Consider the following 17,748-nt stretch of genomic DNA (forward strand, 5'->3'; position numbering starts at 1 on the left):
CTCTGTCAGAACCTCAAGGTAGAAAACTCTCGTGAAGATATTAGTAACAGGTGGTGCCGGCTTCATTGGCTCGGCAGTCGTGCGACACATCATCTCCACCACCGAAGACTCGGTGGTCAACGTCGACAAACTGACCTATGCAGGCAACCTAGAATCGCTGCAGTCAGTCGACCAGAGCGAGCGCTACGCATTCGAGCGTGTCGACATCTGTGATCGCTCCGAGCTCGACCGGGTATTCCGCGAGCATCAACCTGATGCCGTCATGCACTTGGCAGCAGAATCGCACGTCGACCGCTCCATCAGCGGCCCGTCCGAATTCATCCAGACCAACATCATCGGTACCTACAACCTGCTGGAAGCAGCGCGTGGCTACTGGGTGGCGCTGGACGACACGCGCAAGGCAGCGTTCCGCTTCCACCACATCTCCACCGATGAAGTGTATGGCGACCTTGAGGGCCCGGAAGATCTCTTCACCGAGACCACACCGTACCAACCAAGCTCGCCCTACTCCGCCAGCAAGGCCAGCTCTGACCATTTGGTACGCGCCTGGGCCCGTACCTATGGCTTGCCAACCCTGGTCACCAACTGTTCTAACAACTACGGCCCGTTCCACTTCCCCGAGAAGTTGATCCCGCTGGTCATCCTCAATGCCCTGGAAGGCAAACCACTGCCGATCTACGGAAAAGGCGACCAGATTCGCGATTGGCTGTACGTCGAAGACCACGCACGTGCGCTGTACAAGGTAGTGACCGAGGGTGAGCTCGGCGAAACCTACAACATCGGTGGCCACAACGAGAAACAGAACATCGAAGTAGTTCGCACCGTCTGTGCACTGCTGGATGAACTGCGCCCAGAATCGGCCTTCCGCCCACATGTCGACCTGCTGACCTACGTCAAGGACCGCCCTGGCCATGACCTGCGCTATGCAATCGATGCCAGCAAAATCCAGCGAGAACTGGGCTGGGTGCCGGAAGAAACCTTCGAGTCGGGTATCCGTAAGACCGTGAAGTGGTACCTGGACAACCCAGAGTGGGTGGCACACGTGAAAAGCGGCAGCTACCAGCAATGGATTGACTCCAACTACACCACGCGCACGGGTCAGGCATGAAGATTCTGCTGTTGGGCAAAAACGGCCAAGTTGGCTGGGAACTGCAGCGGGCACTGAGCGTGTTAGGCGAAGTGGTGGCCCTCGACCGCCATCCGGCACAAACCGCTTACGGTGAACTGGCCGGAGACTTGTCAAACCTTGCCGGCCTGCGCCAGGCCATTACCAAGGTGGCACCGCAGGTCATCGTCAACGCCGCCGCCTATACCGCTGTGGACAAAGCTGAAACCGAGCGCGAGCTGGCCCACACGGTCAATGCCTTGGCCAGCCAAGTGATGGCCGAAGAAGCCAAGCGCCTCGAGGCCTGGCTGGTGCACTACTCCACCGACTACGTCTTCGACGGCAGCGGAAGTGCGCCATGGCGAGAGACCGACCCGGTAGCGCCGGTAAACTACTACGGTGCAACCAAGCTCGAAGGCGAGCAACTGATCGCGGCGTCGGGGTGCAAGCACCTCATTTTCCGCACCAGCTGGGTGTATGCCGCACGCGGCAACAACTTTGCCAAAACCATGCTGCGCCTTGCCAAAGACCGGCCAACGCTGAGCGTGATCGCTGACCAGGTGGGCGTACCGACTGGGGCCGACTTGTTGGCGGATGTCGCCGTGGCTGCGTTGCAGCAAGCCATGCACAAGCCCGAACTCGGTGGCATCTATCACTTGGCGCCCGCTGGCGAAACAACCTGGCACGCTTACGCAAGCTATGTGATCGAGTTTGCCCGCAAGCACGGTGAAACCCTTGCCGTGGAAGCGGTCAACCCAATCACCACAGCCCAATACCCAACGCCTGCCAGTCGACCGTTGAACTCGCGCCTGGCGACCGTAAAACTTCGCGATGCATTTTCACTGCACCTGCCGGATTGGCAATTGGGTGTAACCCGTATGCTTATGGAAGCTTTGAATAAATGAACACAACCAATCGTAAAGGGATCATTCTGGCTGGTGGTTCCGGGACGCGCCTGCATCCATTGACCTTGGGCGTCTCCAAGCAGATGCTGCCCATCTACGACAAGCCGATGATTTTCTACCCGCTGTCGGTGCTAATGTTGGCGGGCATGCGGGAGATCCTGATCATTTCCACCCCCGAAGACCTGCCAGCATTTCGTAAGCTACTGGGCGACGGTAGCCAGTATGGCGTGCAGCTCAGCTATGCCGAGCAACCAAGCCCGGACGGCTTGGCACAGGCGTTCATCATTGGTGAACAGTTCATTGGCAAAGACCCTTGCTGCTTGATCCTTGGCGACAACATTTTCTACGGTCAGCACTTCTCCGATAACCTGCGCGCCGCCGCTGAACAAACCGATGGCGCCACGGTGTTTGGTTACCATGTTGCCGACCCTGAGCGCTTCGGTGTGGTTGAGTTCGATGCCAACGGGCGAGCGCTCAGCATCGAAGAAAAACCTGCCGAGCCCAAGTCCAGTTATGCCGTCACCGGCCTTTACTTCTACGACAACAACGTCGTCGAGATCGCCAAGGGCATCAAGCCCTCCGAGCGCGGTGAGCTGGAAATTACCGATGTGAACAGTGCCTACCTCAACCAGAAAAACCTCAGTGTCGAAATTCTCGGCCGTGGTTTCGCCTGGCTGGACACCGGGACTCACCAGTCGCTAATGGAAGCCAGCCACTTCATCCAAACCATCGAAGAACGCCAAGGCTGGAAAGTGGCGTGCCTGGAAGAAATTGCCTACAGCAACGGGTGGATCACCAAAGAGCAAGTAGCCGAGCAGGCAGAAAAACTCAAGAAGACCGGCTACGGCAAATACCTGCTGGGCCTCCTGGAGCCAGGTCGCCACTGAGTATGGCCACAGGGATCAACACCGTTGACACCGCCGCCAAAATTGCCGTGCTGCTGGCTGCCTATAACGGTCGCGAATGGATAGCGGCGCAACTGGCCTCTGTCCTTGCCCAGGTTGCGGTCAACGTTGACATCTTTATCAGCGTTGACCCCTCCAGCGACGGCACCGAACTTTGGTGCGCGGAGTTCGCCCAGGCCCATGCCAATGTCGTGCTTCTGCCCTCCTCCGGCCTCTTCGGCGGCGCCTCACGCAATTTTTTTCGCCTGATCAAGGACGTCGACCTGTCAGCGTATGACTTTGTGGCATTCGCCGATCAGGACGATATGTGGTATGCGGACAAGCTCGAACATGCCGTTGCCACCCTGCGCAGCAGCGAGGCTGAGGGGTATTCGAGCAACGTCGTGGCATTTTGGGCAAATGGGCGCCGGTTGCGGGTCAATAAAGCTCAACCCCAAGTGCGCTGGGACCATTTATTTGAAGCCGCTGGCCCCGGTTGCACCTATGTGCTTAGCCGTAAGCTGGCATTGGCCTTCAAAGCACAGCTGCTTAGTTGCTGGGACGAAGCACAGCATATCGACCTGCACGATTGGTTTTGCTACGCCTTCGCACGCAGTCGTGGCTATGGCTGGGTCATTGACCCGCGCCCAGGGCTGGACTACCGGCAGCACGAGCGCAACCAGGTTGGGGTTAACAATGGGATGGCGTCAGCAATGGCGCGCTGGCGGAAGATTACCAACGGCTGGTGGTTCGAGCAGGTGCTGCTGACTGCACGGCTTTTGCAGATAGACAGCCCATTCTTCGAGCTGGCGGGCACTAACCACAAGGTGAAATCGTGGATCAAGCTGGCGTTCAGCGCTGCCATTTGCCGCAGGCGTACACGTGACCGGGTGATGTTCTTTATCATCTGCCTGCTGATGGGCGTTCTCGGTCGGCAGCCCAATCACCACAGGTAATGCGGCACCCGATCGTGCACCGCATTACTAGCGGGCTAAGGTGAAGGGTTGCTGGTCAGCCCTTCACCTTAGCTTACTACACCACACCACGTCCGCAGTAATGGTCATCCAGCATGACTTCACCCAGCAACTTCAGCTCGTCGGTAGAGTGCTTCGAGAAAAACTCATCGGCAATCGCCCGGCTGACCTCAAGCGATGGCGCAAAGCTGCCCAGCAGCTGGGTACGTACCCGCACTGCGTCCCTGGCAAACTGAAGCACTCCGTTGCGCAGATCATTCCTGAACGCATCACCATCACGCTCCTGGATTGATAGCTCACGGTAGTGGGCCTCTACGTTCACACCATCCGTCGACGTGTACTTCACAACCTGCCCATCACTGGAGCTAAGCAGTTTTTCAAGCTCGAAGCTACGAAGGTACATGATCGGTGCCGCCAGGCTGTGCTCTACGTTGTGCATCAGGCAACCGCGCACAATCACGCCGTGTTGCTCGGCCACAGGGATCGAACGCTCGTCCGTAGCCAGGTAATAGCCACTGAGCTTTTGCCCGGTAAGCTTGCACAGGTAGTTCTGGATGGTGGCGCCATAGCCAACGTCTACTACCGCGTTTCGCTGGTCACCCATCAACTCCATGCCCTTCAAATACACGACCAGTGCCTCACGCTCTTGCTCTGCCTGCTTGCAGATGGTCTCGGCCAGCTTGGTCAGCACCGGCGCCAACACGGCGAGGTTGCCGTTACGAACCTCAACTTGGGTATCCCGACCTACATTCAATTCGGTTTGCAGCTCACTCCAGGCCGCATCACTCAAGGTCAAACCGAAGCGCTCAAGCAAATAGTTGCTCGCCGTATTCAGGTAGTAGTCGCCTTTGCCGAGGGTCAGCACATCGTTCAGGTTGTCAAGCAACGGCACACTGCAGGTGCGGCGGGAAACAACCAGGTATTTCGAAGGCGGGGCATCGCTGACATCCTCAGCCCAAACGTCGTAAGCGGCTTTCATCAGCTGGCCTTCACGGGCCAGGAAGTGCAGCTGCTCAACACCTTCGCGCCGGGCATTGTCGATCAGCCACTGTGCCATACCGGTCAGCATCGGTCCGACCAGGCTGTAGCCAATGTTGTACGGCGTAGCGTGGAACAGCGACCCAGGGTTCAGGTTGGGATAAACCACTGCAGGGAAGTTCTTCTGGAACAGCAGACCCAGAGTCAATTCGGCGTTCAGGTCGTGAGCAAACTCGTACCTCTCGACAATGCTACGCAGGCGCGGCGTGCCCCTGGCCAGCTCTGTGGGGCGCAAAATATGCAAGCCGACACAGCCTTTATCGCAGGGAATCTGCAGATCCGAACGTTCGTTATCACCCACCATAATGAACTCGGCAGGTTGCAGGCCATAGGTTTGCAAAACATGGTCGTATAGTTGCCCCGTGTCCTTGCGTAGCCCCACTTCGTTCGACAGGTAAAACTCTGTCCAACCGTCCACGCCATTTGCATTCAATGCACGCGTGATGAGCGCCTTGGGCAGGAACATATCGGAGATCAATACTACCGGCTTACCTGTTGCCTTCGCTGCCTCGAACAGCTCAACACCTCCGCTGCGAGCGGACAGCGACCTATACTCTATGTGCTCCTCGAGCTTGCGGATGGTCTGTACATCCTGCTCCGAAAGCTTACTGAGCTGCCCAAACGCCTGGTAGATGTCATCCAGGTCCACATCCTTGCCTTTGTGCTTGCGCGCCTGGCCTTCTGCGAGCACCCGATAATCGCGGAACAGTTCGGATAGGTGCTCAGGCAAGTTGGCCGCTACGATATGCTTGGTGGTCTCTGCATCGATCAGTGGGCGAATCAACAGCGTGTCGAAAATATCGAAACCGATGCATTTGATCGCTGGATTGGAGAACTGCCCCACCATCCACTCATACGGGCGACCCACCGACTGGTCAAGACGCCAAGACGACCACGTAGGGTTTTCAGTGTCCTGGATGATGCCAGGTTGCAAGCCTTGCTTACGTGTACTGAGCACCAGCAGCCTTTCCAGGCAATGCGCGAATGTACCGTCGGTCTGACCCGCTTCTTCAATGAAGTCTTCGATGGTGATGCCAGCGCTGAACAGCGGCCGCATCGCGTCGCCTCGCGCCCAGAACATAGACCCTGCCGGGAAGTCGAAATACCCCTGCGGTACGGGTGCGATTCCCAAACGCGCGCACCAGGCGGCGCCCATCCCTTTATTGGCAAGCCAGGTGTTGGCCTGAGAAGGTACGGATTTGAAGTTCTGCGGGTAGACGATGCCCTTGTCGCCAGCCATCAGGGTAAAAATCCTGCGGATGGTCGCTGTGCTGCCCAACAGGTTACCCGCCAGGTACTGGCGCCAGCCCTCGGTTGCACCTGCGTTATACAACGACTTCTTGCTGTGCAGGTGAGCCACGTAATCGTAGCCACGCAGTGCCTCTCCGAATGTGACGAACATCGGGGCGATGTCACGACCACGATTGTTTACTATCTGAAAGGCCTGCGCCTCGCAATTGGGTAACTGCGCGAACGCTGCCTGGCAGACCTGCTGACCTTCGGCATCCTTCACCGATACATAAAGATCATAAGCAAAGGGCATGTTCCTGAGGTAACCGGCAAATTCACTTGCTAGGTCCTCATAATACATGTGCAAGTGAATGGCGATACTGCCTTCGACCTGCTCTGCCGGTAGAATACCGTCCAGCGTGATAAGCGTATTGTCTACCGCCTCGATGTGCGGCTGGCTTCCGTTTTTCCACATCTCGTAGTGCGGGCTACCACGAAACACGAATGCCAGGTTGCGATAGCCCCAGTTCAGCAGAGGGTTGCGGTATTTGTGCGGAATAGCCCAATACAAGGGCTTGATCTGGTTCAATACTCGAGCGCGCAGCCCACCGGCAACCAGCGGACGCTGCCCACGCACCACACGCGAAAGTACGCGCATCGGGGCGGTAACCCTCCAACTGCTAGAATGGTGAATGCCCTGCACGATGGAGGCAAACTCATCAGCAGCACGCTTGGCTTGTTCGCTCTTCAAAGCCAACTGCTGCCTTAGGCTGTTACTTTCTTCCCGAGCCTTGGCAGTTTCGCTGCGCACATAAACTACCTCATCACGAAGCGCTGCCAACGTTTCCTGATCCACCCTGGCAGCAGCCAAGGCATTGTGAGCCTCGGCAACGACGCTATGGGCTTCGGCCAGTTGCGCCCGCAACTGCTCCTGCACCCGCTGGGGAGCGCTCGCAGCATCTGCAAGTTGGGTGAGCAGCCGCTGTTGCGCATGTTGGGCTTCAGCTAACTGCGCTTGCAAATGCAGACGGCTACCCTGCAAGGCGGCGTTTTCCTCGCGTAATTGCTCTAGTAACCGAGCGCCCGCTGCGTACTCCTGGGGGTTGAGCAACTCTGCCGAGCCGCTCAGCAGTGCGTTGCTAAACTCGCGCTGGCCATTGAACATCCGGTTATCGAACTGGGCCGCAGCGGCTGCATCCTTGGCAAAAATGCCAACGAACACATGCCGGTGTACGTTTAGGTGGTCGGCCGCCTGCGGCCCGACGAACGACTCCAACAACGCTGCGGGGTAACCGCTACGCTGGGCCCAATTTACTAGCGCCCTGCCTGCATCCGGGTAGAAGCGCCAGCAATCCAGCGGCCGGCGCTGAAGGTTACCGTCATTAGGCGCGATGATGCACAACAGCCCCGACGGTTTGAGAATACGCAGGAATTCATTGAACAGCACCCAGAACATGTCCGCATGCCCAAGGCACGAGCTGCAAATGACAGCGTCTACACTCTCGGCCTCGAAAGGCAGGGCACAGGCGCTGTCCAGGACGATATCCACGCCCATCCCCTCAGCTGTATCGACGCCAATGCATTCAAAGCCTTGCGGGCAAATGTCCTTAGGCGAGCCACCCAGGTGCTGCGCACCCATGACGACGACCTTGGAGCCAACAGGCAGGTTGTTGCGGTAGGTCTCGAGAAAGAGCCGACCATAATTATGTGCAGGGAGGTGCATTTATAGACCTGTTTCGGTATCGATACTTAACTGAATGTCCAACATCGGTATGCCGATCAATCCCGATGCCGACGGATCCTGGCTTGAATGGAAAATGACAGCGTCGTGAATCCAGTGGTGCGAAGTATGGTCTTGCTGGGTACCGTCAGCGACGGCAACCTGAATCGAATAGTCGCCACCGGCAAGCCATGGCATGGGGAAGGTGAATTCTGCCTTGAACTCCTGGCCAGGCGCAGCTACTGGCGGCACGCGGTCCTTGATGCTCAGCGTGTTGCTGCCAAACAAGAACTGACCAAGCCGATCCTTGATATAGAACCCCAACACCGGGCTTCTCAACTCAGTGTAAGCAACAGCGCGAATCGTCAGTGTTACAACTTCGCCGCCCTTGAGCGCCCTGATGTCATTGCCATCTTCGGCGGTAACATTTACGTAATTGATCTGCGCCCCTAGCGGGTCGGTCTGCGCCGAAGCCTGCAAGTTGGGCTGGAAAAGGCTCAGCGGGCCAGCAGGCTCGTAAGGCTGACCACCTGCCCAGATTTCTCGAAGTTTCCGGGCTGTCGCAGACGCATGCGTCTGATCCTGGAGCTGCTTATCTTGCGTGGCTCCAAGGATAAAGTTCAAGTAGTGTTCCGAAGTTTGCTTGGCCTCACCAAGCTCTCTGGTCTCACCATCGGCCAGCCAAAGTGCCTTGTCGCACAGCGCAATTACTGACGTGCTGTCGTGGCTGACAAACAGCAAGGTTTTCTCTTCTTTGAACTTGCGCAGGAAGCGCATGCACTTTTGGGTGAAGATAGCATCGCCAACTGCCAGCGCCTCATCGATGATGAGGATATCGGCATCCACATGCGCAATGGTCGCGAATGCTAGCCGCACGAACATGCCGCTGGAGTAAGTCTTCACCGGCTGATCTATGAAATCCCTGATTTCAGAGAAGTTCACGATATCGTCGAACCGCTCGTCCGTCTGCTCTTTGGTCAAACCATAGAATGCCGCGCTGAGGTAAACGTTCTCACGGCCAGTGAACTCCGGGTTAAAACCGGCGCCTAGTTCCAGCAATGCCGCTACCCGGCCAAATGTTTGCACATGGCCATGGGTAGGGCTCAGCGTTCCGCAAATCAGCTGCAACAAGGTCGACTTGCCAGAGCCGTTGCGGCCAATGATACCGAGCGTTTCACCCTTGTTGAGGGTGAACGACACATTTTTCAGCGCCCAAAACTCTCGACTGTAGGCTTTCTGTTGCATGCCAAGCGCTCGCCGCAGACGAGGCATGATGGACTGTTTGAGCCGGTCCTGCGGTTTGCCATAAATGTGAAAGCACTTCGATACACCGCTAACGACGATCGCTGCGTCATTCTGTTGCTGGGGGTTAGAGGACATCAGCGAATCCCTTTCTCGTTCTTTGGAACCATACGTAACCCAACCAGGCAGTCATCAGTGCCATCAGCGAGTATTTAGCCAACCCTATCCAGTCCGGCATATGGCCCCAAATCAATACTTCTCGGACCTGCTCAATGATGAACGTCAGCGGGTTGGCTTCCATGAGAGGTCGCATTTCAACCGGCAGCGAGCTGACCGGGAAAAATACCGGAGACATGAACAACATGATCATGGTGATGATGCCGATGGTTTGCCCCACATCGCGCAGGTACACGCCCAACGAAGCCAACGCCCAGGCCAGGCCTTGCACAAACAGGATATATGGCAGCGCTATCAACGGTACAAGCAGCATGGTCGCGTGGAATTCGCCATTGACGAAAACAATCGCGCACACCAGTACCAGCAAACTCACACCGGTGTGGAACAGTGCGGTACACATCGAGATGACCGGTAGGATCTCGAGCGGAAAAACCACCTTTTTAACGTAGTTGACGTTTGCCAAAATCAACCCAGGCGCCCTGTTCAATACCTCGGCAAACAAACCGTGCACGATCATGCCGGCAAACAGCAACACGGCAAAATCCCCCTTGCTTTCATCCGGAGAAGTTGTCCAGCGGGCCTTGAACACCACGGAAAAAACGAAAGTGTATACAGCCAACATGAATAATGGCGTCAGGAAAGACCACAAGAGCCCCATTACGGAGCCTTTGTAGCGGCCGACTACTTCTCGGCGTGTCATTTGCAGAATCAACCGGCGGTAATGCCAGAGATTGCTTACCAGTGCCCACGGTGAGACGGGGGCCTGTGAATGCGGATTCATTCAATTACCTCGGAGCATGTATCGGACTGTCGGTGCACCAAGCAGCCACGCAGGCGCAGCCGCTCCCGCCTGCGCGGTATGGCTAGGCTTGCAAAGACCGGCAGCGTCAGGCGTAGGCGTCGGCATCGACAAAAGCGCTAGCCTTCTGATCTTTCGCCGACAATGCAGGCTCCCCTTCATAGGGCCACTCAATGGCTACGGTCGGGTCATTCCAAGCCAGGCTGCGGTCGTACTGCGGCGCGTAGAAGTCGGTCGTTTTGTAAAGGAACTCGGCAGTTTCCGACAGCACCACAAAACCATGCGCAAAGCCTTCTGGCACCCAGAGCTGGCGTTTGTTCTCAGCGCTCAGGTGAACACCCACCCACTTGCCGAAGGTCTTTGAGCTCTTCCGCATATCGACGGCGACGTCGAACACTTCACCCTGTACAACCCGAACCAATTTGCCCTGGGGCTGCTGGATCTGATAATGCATCCCCCGCAGCACCCCCTTTACCGAACGGGAGTGGTTGTCCTGAACGAAGTTTACTGGGCGACCTACCACCTCATCGAACACCTTCTGATTGAAGCTTTCGAAGAAGAAACCTCGTTCATCGCCAAAAACCTGAGGCTCGAAGAGGATAACCTCCGGGATGGCTTGCTTGATTGCTTTCATGTGCTACTTATCTCCAAAGAACAGGTGGCGCGAGGACTGTGCTACAAGCAATTAGCACGATCTTAACGCTGATGCTTGCAAACGCCCCAGCCTGTAATGTTTTGCTCAAATCCGCGCCAGACACGCAGCGATCATCAGCGTGATGTTACCTACAAATGTTTGGCGGTAGACGCCTGAGCGACGCAATGCGCAAAGACGAGCTGCAAGGCCAAGGTGCCGGCCTTTTTCGAAATGAGCCAGAATGGTGCGATTTTCCTGAGTCAACAGCGGACTCATGGCCCGCAGTATTTCCAGATTGGCATCGTTCCACCTTACAAAACGCCCTGATAGCATTTTGCGCAAGCGGTTCAGCCGTGCACTGAAGGTGCTGTTAGCCCCGATCAGATTGTCGTTGTGCTGACGGTACTCAAGACTTGCATGTGTATCGTAAAGCACAAAGCCACCACACCCTGTTACCAAAATATAGGCGAGCCAGTCATGCGCCACGATACTGGCATCTTCAGGCAACTGCACCAGCAAGCTACGGGCTTGCTGATTGATCATCATGGTATTGGCGCCGGCCAAGCTCTGAACCAGCGCATTCTGAAAAGATGGGCGCCTGGTGAAAAGAGGTGAATACCCTGCCGCATTACGGTCGCTATCAACGAGCCGGGTTCGAGAGCAATAAAGCGCCGGCTTTTCAAGCGGCATTTCGACCAGCTTGGCGAGACTTCGTTCCAGCTTGTCACTGAACCACACGTCGTCTTGATCACTGAAGGCGTAGAACCGCGCCCGCACCGCTGGCCGCTTCAGCAAGGATATGAAGTTTTTTGCGAAGCCTTGACGCGGCCCGTCAAAGACCTGCAACCGTTCTCCTCCCCAGCGCTGTTTGTACTCGGCCAGAATCTGGCCGGTAGCATCACTAGAGCCGTCGTCGGATACATAAAGTATCCAGTTGCTGAACGTCTGTGCGCCGAACGAGTCGAGTTGCTCCCTCAGGAACGAAGCACCATTATAGGTGCACATCAGGATCGCGACCTCGACCCCCTCCTCTTCCAAGCCTATGGAGGATTGGTAGCTAATTGCCATCTTTTAACCCTCCCTTTTTCATTGCTAAATATCAATTTCATCTGGTTAATCAGTTGCTTTAAACCATGCTCTCGGTCCTGACGTAATCACCACCGGCTCACGAGTTAGCTGCTCCTGCCCCCCTGTACTCAGGCATCACACCGACCATAGTTGTCTTCAAAACGGACTATATCGTCCTCGCCAAGGTACTCACCGCTCTGCACCTCGATCAAAACAAGGTCAATCACACCCGGGTTACGCAGACGGTGCTTATGCCCAGCACGGATGAAGGTGGACTCGTTGGTGTTCAGCATCAACTCTTGCTCGTCATTGACGACGACAGCCATCCCGCTAACGACTATCCAATGCTCGCTGCGATGATGGTGCATCTGTAGTGACAGCGAAGCTTTGGGCTTGACTACGATGCGCTTGATCTTGAAACGATCACCGTCTTCCAGCGTGGTGTAGGTCCCCCAGGGGCGGTGCACCGTGCGATGCAACATGTGCGCCCTATGGCCTTCGGCTTTAAGCCGCGTGACGATGTATTTGACATCCTGTGCATGATCCCTGTGGGCGATGAGCAAGGCGTCCGGAGTGTCCACTACCAGGAGGTTTTCAACGCCTACCAAGGCAGCGAGGCGGTTCTCAGTGGTAACGAAGTTGTTTTTCGCTCCATAAGCCATCACATCACCGTCGAAGCGGTTGCCGCATTCGTCGGGCGAGGTCAATTCGCTTACCGCATTCCAGGAACCGATATCGCTCCAGCCGATATCGCATGGAATGGTAGCGACCCTCCGCGAGCGCTCCATAAGCGCATAGTCGATGGAAATGTCCGGGACATTGGCAAAACTCTCGATGTCCAGAGTCAAGCAGGAATAACCACTGGCGGTAGAGCAACGTGATGATTCAAGCGTTTGCTCGACCGCTTTCAGAACGTCCGGTGCATGCTGCTGGAATTCTTCGATGACCGAGCCAACCTGGAAGCAGAAGATTCCGGCATTCCAATAGTAATTACCGGCCGCGACGTAGCCCTGCGCTGTCTCAAAGTCCGGTTTTTCAACGAATCGCTCTACCTTAAGGCCGTCGCCAAGCACACCATCGGCAGCCGCTTCGATGTAGCCAAAGCCAGTTTCAGGGTAGCGTGGCTGGATGCCGAAGGTTACTAGCCATCCGCTGGTGGCGAGCTGCGTAGCTTTAGCCACCGCATCGCGGAAGGCCACTTCTTTGCTAATCAAATGATCGGCAGCCAACACCAACATGAGCGCCTTCGGACCGTACATCTGGCGCAACTGTAGTGCCGCGGCCGCTACAGCAGCTGCGGTATTGCGGCCGAAAGGCTCCAGGATAAAGCCTTGAGGTAAACCCACGTCATTGATTGCACGGTATTCATCCTCGGTTTTGAATAGAAGCTCCCGATTGGTGACGGTCAAAATCTCGGCAACACCCTCCAACCCAGCCGCTCGAATAAACGTCTTTTGAATCAGATTCTGCCCATCTGGTAACGTCATGAAAGGCTTGGGATGTGCTTCTCGGGAAACGGGCCACAAACGGCTGCCAACGCCACCGGAAAGGATCACGGGGATCAATTGCATAGTCGAATCCTTAAACGGTTGCCAGAGTGACAGACTGCGGTAGAAATGGCATTTTGGTCTTGGTTCTGGAAGCTGCTACGACAACCACAACGACCCCCAATCTACCCTGCCGAATGTAATCACTCCTGCGCCATCCTTAGGCAAGGTAACAAGCATAGGCCCACAGAATATCAGAGATTGCTGTTTGGATCTGCTTGAGGGGGCGGGCAACGCCACAGCAACAGCCCTCCGGCGAGACCTGCCTCCAACCCGCCCACGCCATGAGCAACTCTTGATTACGGTTACGCAATAACAACATGCCCCTGCTTTGATTGCTGTATTTGTCTACCCTGCAGGGCTAGCTTCAAAGCGACTTTTGCACGCTGCTCACCATGCACCAAAACGATCGTGCTTGGCGATTTATACATCCCTTGGACGAAATCAACCAGGCCCGCCTGGTCTGCATGCCCCGAAAACCCACCCACCGTGACTACCTTCGCCCGGATTTCGTACATCTGCCCATCCAGGCCAATCTGCACAAACCCTTCTGCCCCTTCACTCGCCTGTATCACCGCCCCCGGCGTACCCTTGGCCTGATAGCCGACAAACATCACCTCATGCCGTGCATCCCCGAGCATGGCCTTGAGGTAATTGACGATGCGCCCACCCGAGCACATGCCATTGCCTGCTATCACGATCGCCGGTCGCCCGGTGCTTTTGAGGTAATTGACCACCTGCTGATGCCGGGCATGGGTATCCACGCTGATCAACTGGCTGAAATCCAGTGGGTCTCGCCCCTTGGCAAGTCGCGCCCTAGCCTCGGCATTCCAGTAGCCGTGCAGTTCCCGGTACACGCTGGTGATGCGCTGAGCCAAGGGCGAGTCGAGGATGATGGGCAATTGCGACCAGTCGAGCGGGTCACCATCAGGCCCGGGATCAGCGCCGCCCAATAAAGCCTTGCGATGGAGGATGTCTTCCAGCTCGTACAGCAGTTCCTGGGTGCGGCCCAGGCTAAACGCCGGGATGAGGATGGTGCCTTTGTCAGCCAGGGCGCGATCGATGGCGTCTTCCAGCCGTTGCCTGCGGTCGCCGGCCTGGGCATGCAGGCGGTCGCCATAGGTACTTTCCAGCACGAGCACATCAGCACGCTCCGGCGGCTGCACCGGGCGCAGCAACGGGTTGCCACACGCACCCAGGTCGCCGGAAAACACATAGCGGCTATTGGCCTGACCATGCTGCATGTCGCACTCGACATAAGCCGAACCCAACAAATGCCCGGCGCGCTGCAGGCGAATACGACAAGCCAGACCAGAGCCCTCGACCACCGCGTGCCACTGCTCAAAAGGCAGCGGCACGATAAGGTCACGGATGAATTCGATATACCGGGCTACCTGCGCAGGCTCGCTGCTGATGCTTAGTTTGTAGGCATCTTCCAGTACAAGGGGCAGCAGCCGGGCAGAAGGTTCACTGCACAGGATGGGGCCACGATAGCCGGCGGCCAGCAGCGCGGGAATGCGGCCAACGTGGTCAAGATGAACATGGGTGATGACCAGGGCCTGAATGCCCAGTATGCCGAAGCCGAGTGCCGCGCTTTCCGCACCCGTCGCAGCCTCGCTCCCCTGCTCAAGCCCGCAATCGATCAGCAGACTGGTGGACGGGTCAAGGTGCAACTGGTGGCAAGACCCGGTAACGCCGCGGGTACCACCGTGATGGGAAAGGCTGGGATATTCCATGCTGCACACACTCGCCGGGGCCGAAAATGAAGTGGGCTATTACTCCATGAGGGCAGGTGCATGCATAGGTGAGACTTTCCTAAGAGGATGTAGGAAATTTCCTTAGTTGCTGTTGAGTGCCGCCTGACGGGCAGACTCCCTGATCTTGCGCTTGCTGCGCTGCACGCCATAGGCGCCCAGCAAGGGCCCGACTGCCAGGCCAATGACCAGTGCTGCCAGCACAAGTACGGCAACCGGCATTTCCGGCGCAGCCCAGCCGAACAGAACCAGCGACACGGCTTGCTGGTTCTCCAGCACGAAGAACAGCACCACGGCCGCCAACAGCAGCACGAACACCGCCGCCAGGGCGCGCTTGAGGTTACGCATCAGAATGCTCCTTGGTTGATCAGGCTTCAGCCTCGTCATCTTCGTTGACCCGGTCGCGCAGCTCTTTACCGGGCTTGAAGTGCGGCACAAACTTGCCATCGAGGCTGACCGACTGACCGGTCTTGGGGTTACGGCCCACGCGCGGGGCGCGATAGTGCAGCGAGAAGCTGCCAAAACCGCGAATTTCGATGCGATCGCCAGTGGCAAGGCATTGAGACATCTGCTCAAGCATGGTCTTGATGGCCAGCTCCACGTCCTTGGGCGAGAGCAGGCCCTGATGGGTGACAATACGTTCGATCAGCTCCGACTTCGTCATATTTTTCCCTTCGTTATCAAGCAGCTAGATCATTGCTTAACCAGTTTGTAGCACGCCGGGAGGGATTTGAACAGGGTGGTTCTTGACTTAATAAAAAAATTCAAGATTGAAGTTTTGCAAGAATGGTCTAGAGGGCGGGAGGCGTGTAGGTGTCCGGCGGTGGATTTGCGGTGGCGCTCGATCTTATAGGCGCTGAAAATGCCACGGCGAACCCTCACCACTCAAACGCATTTTCAACTTAAAAAAAAAGGGCGACCCGAGGGTCGCCCTTTTTACCGATCAAACAGAACTCAGTTCTGCTTGGCCATTGCTTCGCGCAGCAGCGCAGCCATGGTGGTGTCGGCAGCAGCTTCCGGAGCGTTTTTCAGGCTCTGGATAGCTTCGCGCTCTTCAGCGTCGTCTTTCGATTTGATCGACAGGCTGATAACGCGGGACTTGCGGTCAACGCTGATGATCTTGGCTTCGATCTCTTCGCCTTCCTTCAGAACGTTACGCGCGTCTTCAACGCGGTCACGGCTGATTTCGGAAGCTTTCAGAGTAGCTTCGATGTCGTCGGCCAGGGTGACGATGGCGCCTTTGGCGTCAACTTCTTTCACGATGCCCTTGACGATAGCGCCCTTGTCATTGACAGCAACGAAGTTGGAGAACGGATCGTCTTCCAGCTGCTTGATGCCCAGGGAGATGCGCTCGCGCTCTGGGTCGACCGACAGGATGACGGTTTCCAGCTCGTCGCCCTTCTTGAAACGACGTACGGCTTCTTCGCCGGTTTCGTTCCAGGAAATGTCGGACAGGTGAACCAGACCGTCGATGCCGCCGTCCAGGCCGATGAAGATACCGAAGTCGGTGATCGACTTGATGGTACCGGTGATCTTGTCACCCTTGTTGAACTGGCCGGAGAAGTCTTCCCATGGGTTGGACTTGCACTGTTTGATGCCCAGGGAGATACGACGACGCTCTTCGTCGATGTCCAGAACCATGACTTCCACTTCGTCGCCAACCTGAACGACTTTCGACGGGTGGATGTTCTTGTTGGTCCAGTCCATTTCGGAAACGTGTACCAGACCTTCAACGCCTTCTTCCAGCTCAGCGAAGCAGCCGTAGTCGGTCAGGTTGGTAACGCGAGCTTGTACGCGAGTACCTTCTGGGTAACGGGCAGTGATAGCTACCCACGGATCTTCGCCCATCTGCTTCAGACCCAGCGAAACGCGGTTGCGCTCGCGGTCGAACTTCAGAACGCGTACGTCGACTTCGTCGCCAACGTTAACGATTTCCGAAGGGTGCTTGATGCGCTTCCAAGCCATGTCGGTGATGTGCAGCAGGCCGTCGATACCGCCCAGGTCCACGAATGCGCCGTAGTCGGTGAGGTTCTTGACGATACCTTTGACTTGCTGGCCTTCCTGCAGGGTTTCCAGCAGGGCTTCGCGCTCGGCGCTGTTCTCGGCTTCCAGCACGCTGCGACGCGAAACAACAACGTTGTTGCGCTTCTGGTCCAGCTTGATGACCTTGAATTCCAGCTCTTTGCCTTCCAGGTGGGTGGTGTCGCGCACAGGGCGGACATCAACCAGGGAGCCCGGCAGGAACGCACGGATGCCGTTAACGTCGACAGTGAAGCCGCCTTTAACCTTACCGTTGATAACGCCCTTGACCACTTCTTCGGCGGCGAAAGCTGCTTCCAGAACAATCCAGCACTCGGCGCGCTTGGCTTTTTCACGGGACAGTTTGGTTTCGCCAAAGCCGTCTTCGACCGCGTCCAGCGCAACGTGAACTTCGTCACCGACCTTGATGGTCAGCTCGCCAGCTTCGTTGTAGAACTGCTCGAGCGGGATGACGCCCTCGGACTTCAGGCCAGCGTGTACGGTAACCCAGTCGCCGTCGATGTCGACAACGATACCGGTGATGATCGCACCCGGCTGAAGATTGAGGGTTTTCAGGCTTTCTTCAAAGAGTTCTGCAAAGCTTTCGCTCATTTTAATTCCTGTAGATTCGGGCGAAACAAACGCCCATAAC

Annotated in this window: 14 protein-coding genes; 4 read left to right on the forward strand and 10 right to left on the reverse strand. The window is 56.6% G+C overall.

Annotated features, from left to right (window positions below; all coding sequences use genetic code 11):
• Nucleotides 1-31: 31 nt before the first annotated feature.
• From rfbB to LU684_RS19395, 4 genes are read left to right on the forward strand one after another with little or no spacing between them, the layout of a single operon-like run.
• The gene (rfbB, locus tag LU684_RS19380) at nt 32-1,108 is read left to right on the forward strand and encodes a dTDP-glucose 4,6-dehydratase (RefSeq protein ID WP_232894934.1); all 1,077 of its coding nucleotides are present in this window, start codon (nt 32-34) and stop codon (nt 1,106-1,108) included.
• A complete protein-coding gene (rfbD, locus tag LU684_RS19385; RefSeq protein WP_060518672.1) occupies nt 1,105-2,010 on the forward strand; it encodes a dTDP-4-dehydrorhamnose reductase in 906 nt (301 codons plus the stop codon). Before rfbB ends, rfbD begins: the two co-directional genes overlap by 4 nt.
• Nucleotides 2,007-2,897 (forward strand): glucose-1-phosphate thymidylyltransferase RfbA, encoded by an 891-nt coding sequence (rfbA, locus tag LU684_RS19390; RefSeq protein WP_060518673.1) that lies wholly within the window; start codon nt 2,007-2,009, stop codon nt 2,895-2,897. Before rfbD ends, rfbA begins: the two co-directional genes overlap by 4 nt.
• A 2-nt stretch (nt 2,898-2,899) precedes the next feature.
• Nucleotides 2,900-3,850 carry a glycosyltransferase gene (locus tag LU684_RS19395; protein ID WP_102689512.1) on the forward strand — a complete coding sequence of 317 codons (951 nt, stop codon included), beginning with the start codon at nt 2,900-2,902 and terminating at the stop codon, nt 3,848-3,850.
• Between the two features lie 76 nt (nt 3,851-3,926).
• Here LU684_RS19395 and LU684_RS19400 read toward each other — a convergent pair whose 3' ends face one another.
• From LU684_RS19400 to rpsA, 10 genes are all read right to left on the reverse strand, one after another.
• The gene (locus LU684_RS19400) at nt 3,927-7,859 is read right to left on the reverse strand and encodes a rhamnan synthesis F family protein (protein ID WP_102689511.1); all 3,933 of its coding nucleotides are present in this window, start codon (nt 7,857-7,859) and stop codon (nt 3,927-3,929) included.
• Nucleotides 7,860-9,236: an ABC transporter ATP-binding protein gene (locus LU684_RS19405; RefSeq protein WP_060518678.1), complete on the reverse strand. Its 1,377-nt coding sequence runs from the start codon at nt 9,234-9,236 to the stop codon at nt 7,860-7,862.
• Entirely contained in the window at nt 9,226-10,056 is an 831-nt protein-coding gene (locus LU684_RS19410; RefSeq protein ID WP_060518680.1) for an ABC transporter permease, read from the reverse strand. Before LU684_RS19410 ends, LU684_RS19405 begins: the two co-directional genes overlap by 11 nt.
• 106 nt (nt 10,057-10,162) lie before the next feature.
• The gene (rfbC, locus tag LU684_RS19415) at nt 10,163-10,708 is read right to left on the reverse strand and encodes a dTDP-4-dehydrorhamnose 3,5-epimerase (RefSeq protein WP_060518682.1); all 546 of its coding nucleotides are present in this window, start codon (nt 10,706-10,708) and stop codon (nt 10,163-10,165) included.
• Between the two features lie 105 nt (nt 10,709-10,813).
• Nucleotides 10,814-11,776: a glycosyltransferase family 2 protein gene (locus LU684_RS19420; protein WP_232894935.1), complete on the reverse strand. Its 963-nt coding sequence runs from the start codon at nt 11,774-11,776 to the stop codon at nt 10,814-10,816.
• A gap of 128 nt (nt 11,777-11,904) precedes the next feature.
• Nucleotides 11,905-13,347 carry a mannose-1-phosphate guanylyltransferase/mannose-6-phosphate isomerase gene (locus LU684_RS19425; RefSeq protein WP_060518685.1) on the reverse strand — a complete coding sequence of 481 codons (1,443 nt, stop codon included), beginning with the start codon at nt 13,345-13,347 and terminating at the stop codon, nt 11,905-11,907.
• A 281-nt stretch (nt 13,348-13,628) separates the two neighbouring features.
• Nucleotides 13,629-15,059, reverse strand: a complete 1,431-nt coding sequence (locus LU684_RS19430; protein WP_232894936.1) for an MBL fold metallo-hydrolase RNA specificity domain-containing protein — start codon at nt 15,057-15,059, stop codon at nt 13,629-13,631.
• Between the two features lie 102 nt (nt 15,060-15,161).
• On the reverse strand, nt 15,162-15,425 hold the full coding sequence (locus LU684_RS19435; protein WP_016485360.1) for a lipopolysaccharide assembly protein LapA domain-containing protein: 264 nt from the start codon (nt 15,423-15,425) through the stop codon (nt 15,162-15,164).
• Nucleotides 15,426-15,444: 19 nt separating this feature from the next.
• Nucleotides 15,445-15,741: an integration host factor subunit beta gene (gene ihfB / locus LU684_RS19440; protein ID WP_016485359.1), complete on the reverse strand. Its 297-nt coding sequence runs from the start codon at nt 15,739-15,741 to the stop codon at nt 15,445-15,447.
• 290 nt (nt 15,742-16,031) lie between these two features.
• On the reverse strand, nt 16,032-17,708 hold the full coding sequence (rpsA, locus tag LU684_RS19445; RefSeq protein ID WP_003252673.1) for a 30S ribosomal protein S1: 1,677 nt from the start codon (nt 17,706-17,708) through the stop codon (nt 16,032-16,034).
• Nucleotides 17,709-17,748 lie beyond the last annotated feature (40 nt).

Source organism: Pseudomonas sp. NMI542_15, assembly GCF_021283425.1.
Classification (GTDB): Bacteria; Pseudomonadota; Gammaproteobacteria; order Pseudomonadales; family Pseudomonadaceae; genus Aquipseudomonas; species Aquipseudomonas fortuita.

What these genes read in the sequence shown, in the direction of transcription:
- LU684_RS19425 (WP_060518685.1), bottom strand. Translation starts at nt 13,347, where the DNA reads ATGCAATTGATCCCCGTGATCCTTTCCGGTGGCGTTGGCAGCCGTTTG.
- LU684_RS19405 (WP_060518678.1), bottom strand. Translation starts at nt 9,236, where the DNA reads ATGTCCTCTAACCCCCAGCAACAGAATGACGCAGCGATCGTCGTTAGC.
- LU684_RS19430 (WP_232894936.1), bottom strand. Translation starts at nt 15,059, where the DNA reads ATGGAATATCCCAGCCTTTCCCATCACGGTGGTACCCGCGGCGTTACC.
- rfbC (WP_060518682.1), bottom strand. Translation starts at nt 10,708, where the DNA reads ATGAAAGCAATCAAGCAAGCCATCCCGGAGGTTATCCTCTTCGAGCCT.
- LU684_RS19395 (WP_102689512.1), top strand. Translation starts at nt 2,900, where the DNA reads ATGGCCACAGGGATCAACACCGTTGACACCGCCGCCAAAATTGCCGTG.
- rfbD (WP_060518672.1), top strand. Translation starts at nt 1,105, where the DNA reads ATGAAGATTCTGCTGTTGGGCAAAAACGGCCAAGTTGGCTGGGAACTG.
- LU684_RS19400 (WP_102689511.1), bottom strand. Translation starts at nt 7,859, where the DNA reads ATGCACCTCCCTGCACATAATTATGGTCGGCTCTTTCTCGAGACCTAC.
- LU684_RS19420 (WP_232894935.1), bottom strand. Translation starts at nt 11,776, where the DNA reads ATGGCAATTAGCTACCAATCCTCCATAGGCTTGGAAGAGGAGGGGGTC.
- LU684_RS19410 (WP_060518680.1), bottom strand. Translation starts at nt 10,056, where the DNA reads ATGAATCCGCATTCACAGGCCCCCGTCTCACCGTGGGCACTGGTAAGC.
- rfbA (WP_060518673.1), top strand. Translation starts at nt 2,007, where the DNA reads ATGAACACAACCAATCGTAAAGGGATCATTCTGGCTGGTGGTTCCGGG.
- ihfB (WP_016485359.1), bottom strand. Translation starts at nt 15,741, where the DNA reads ATGACGAAGTCGGAGCTGATCGAACGTATTGTCACCCATCAGGGCCTG.
- rpsA (WP_003252673.1), bottom strand. Translation starts at nt 17,708, where the DNA reads ATGAGCGAAAGCTTTGCAGAACTCTTTGAAGAAAGCCTGAAAACCCTC.
- LU684_RS19435 (WP_016485360.1), bottom strand. Translation starts at nt 15,425, where the DNA reads ATGCGTAACCTCAAGCGCGCCCTGGCGGCGGTGTTCGTGCTGCTGTTG.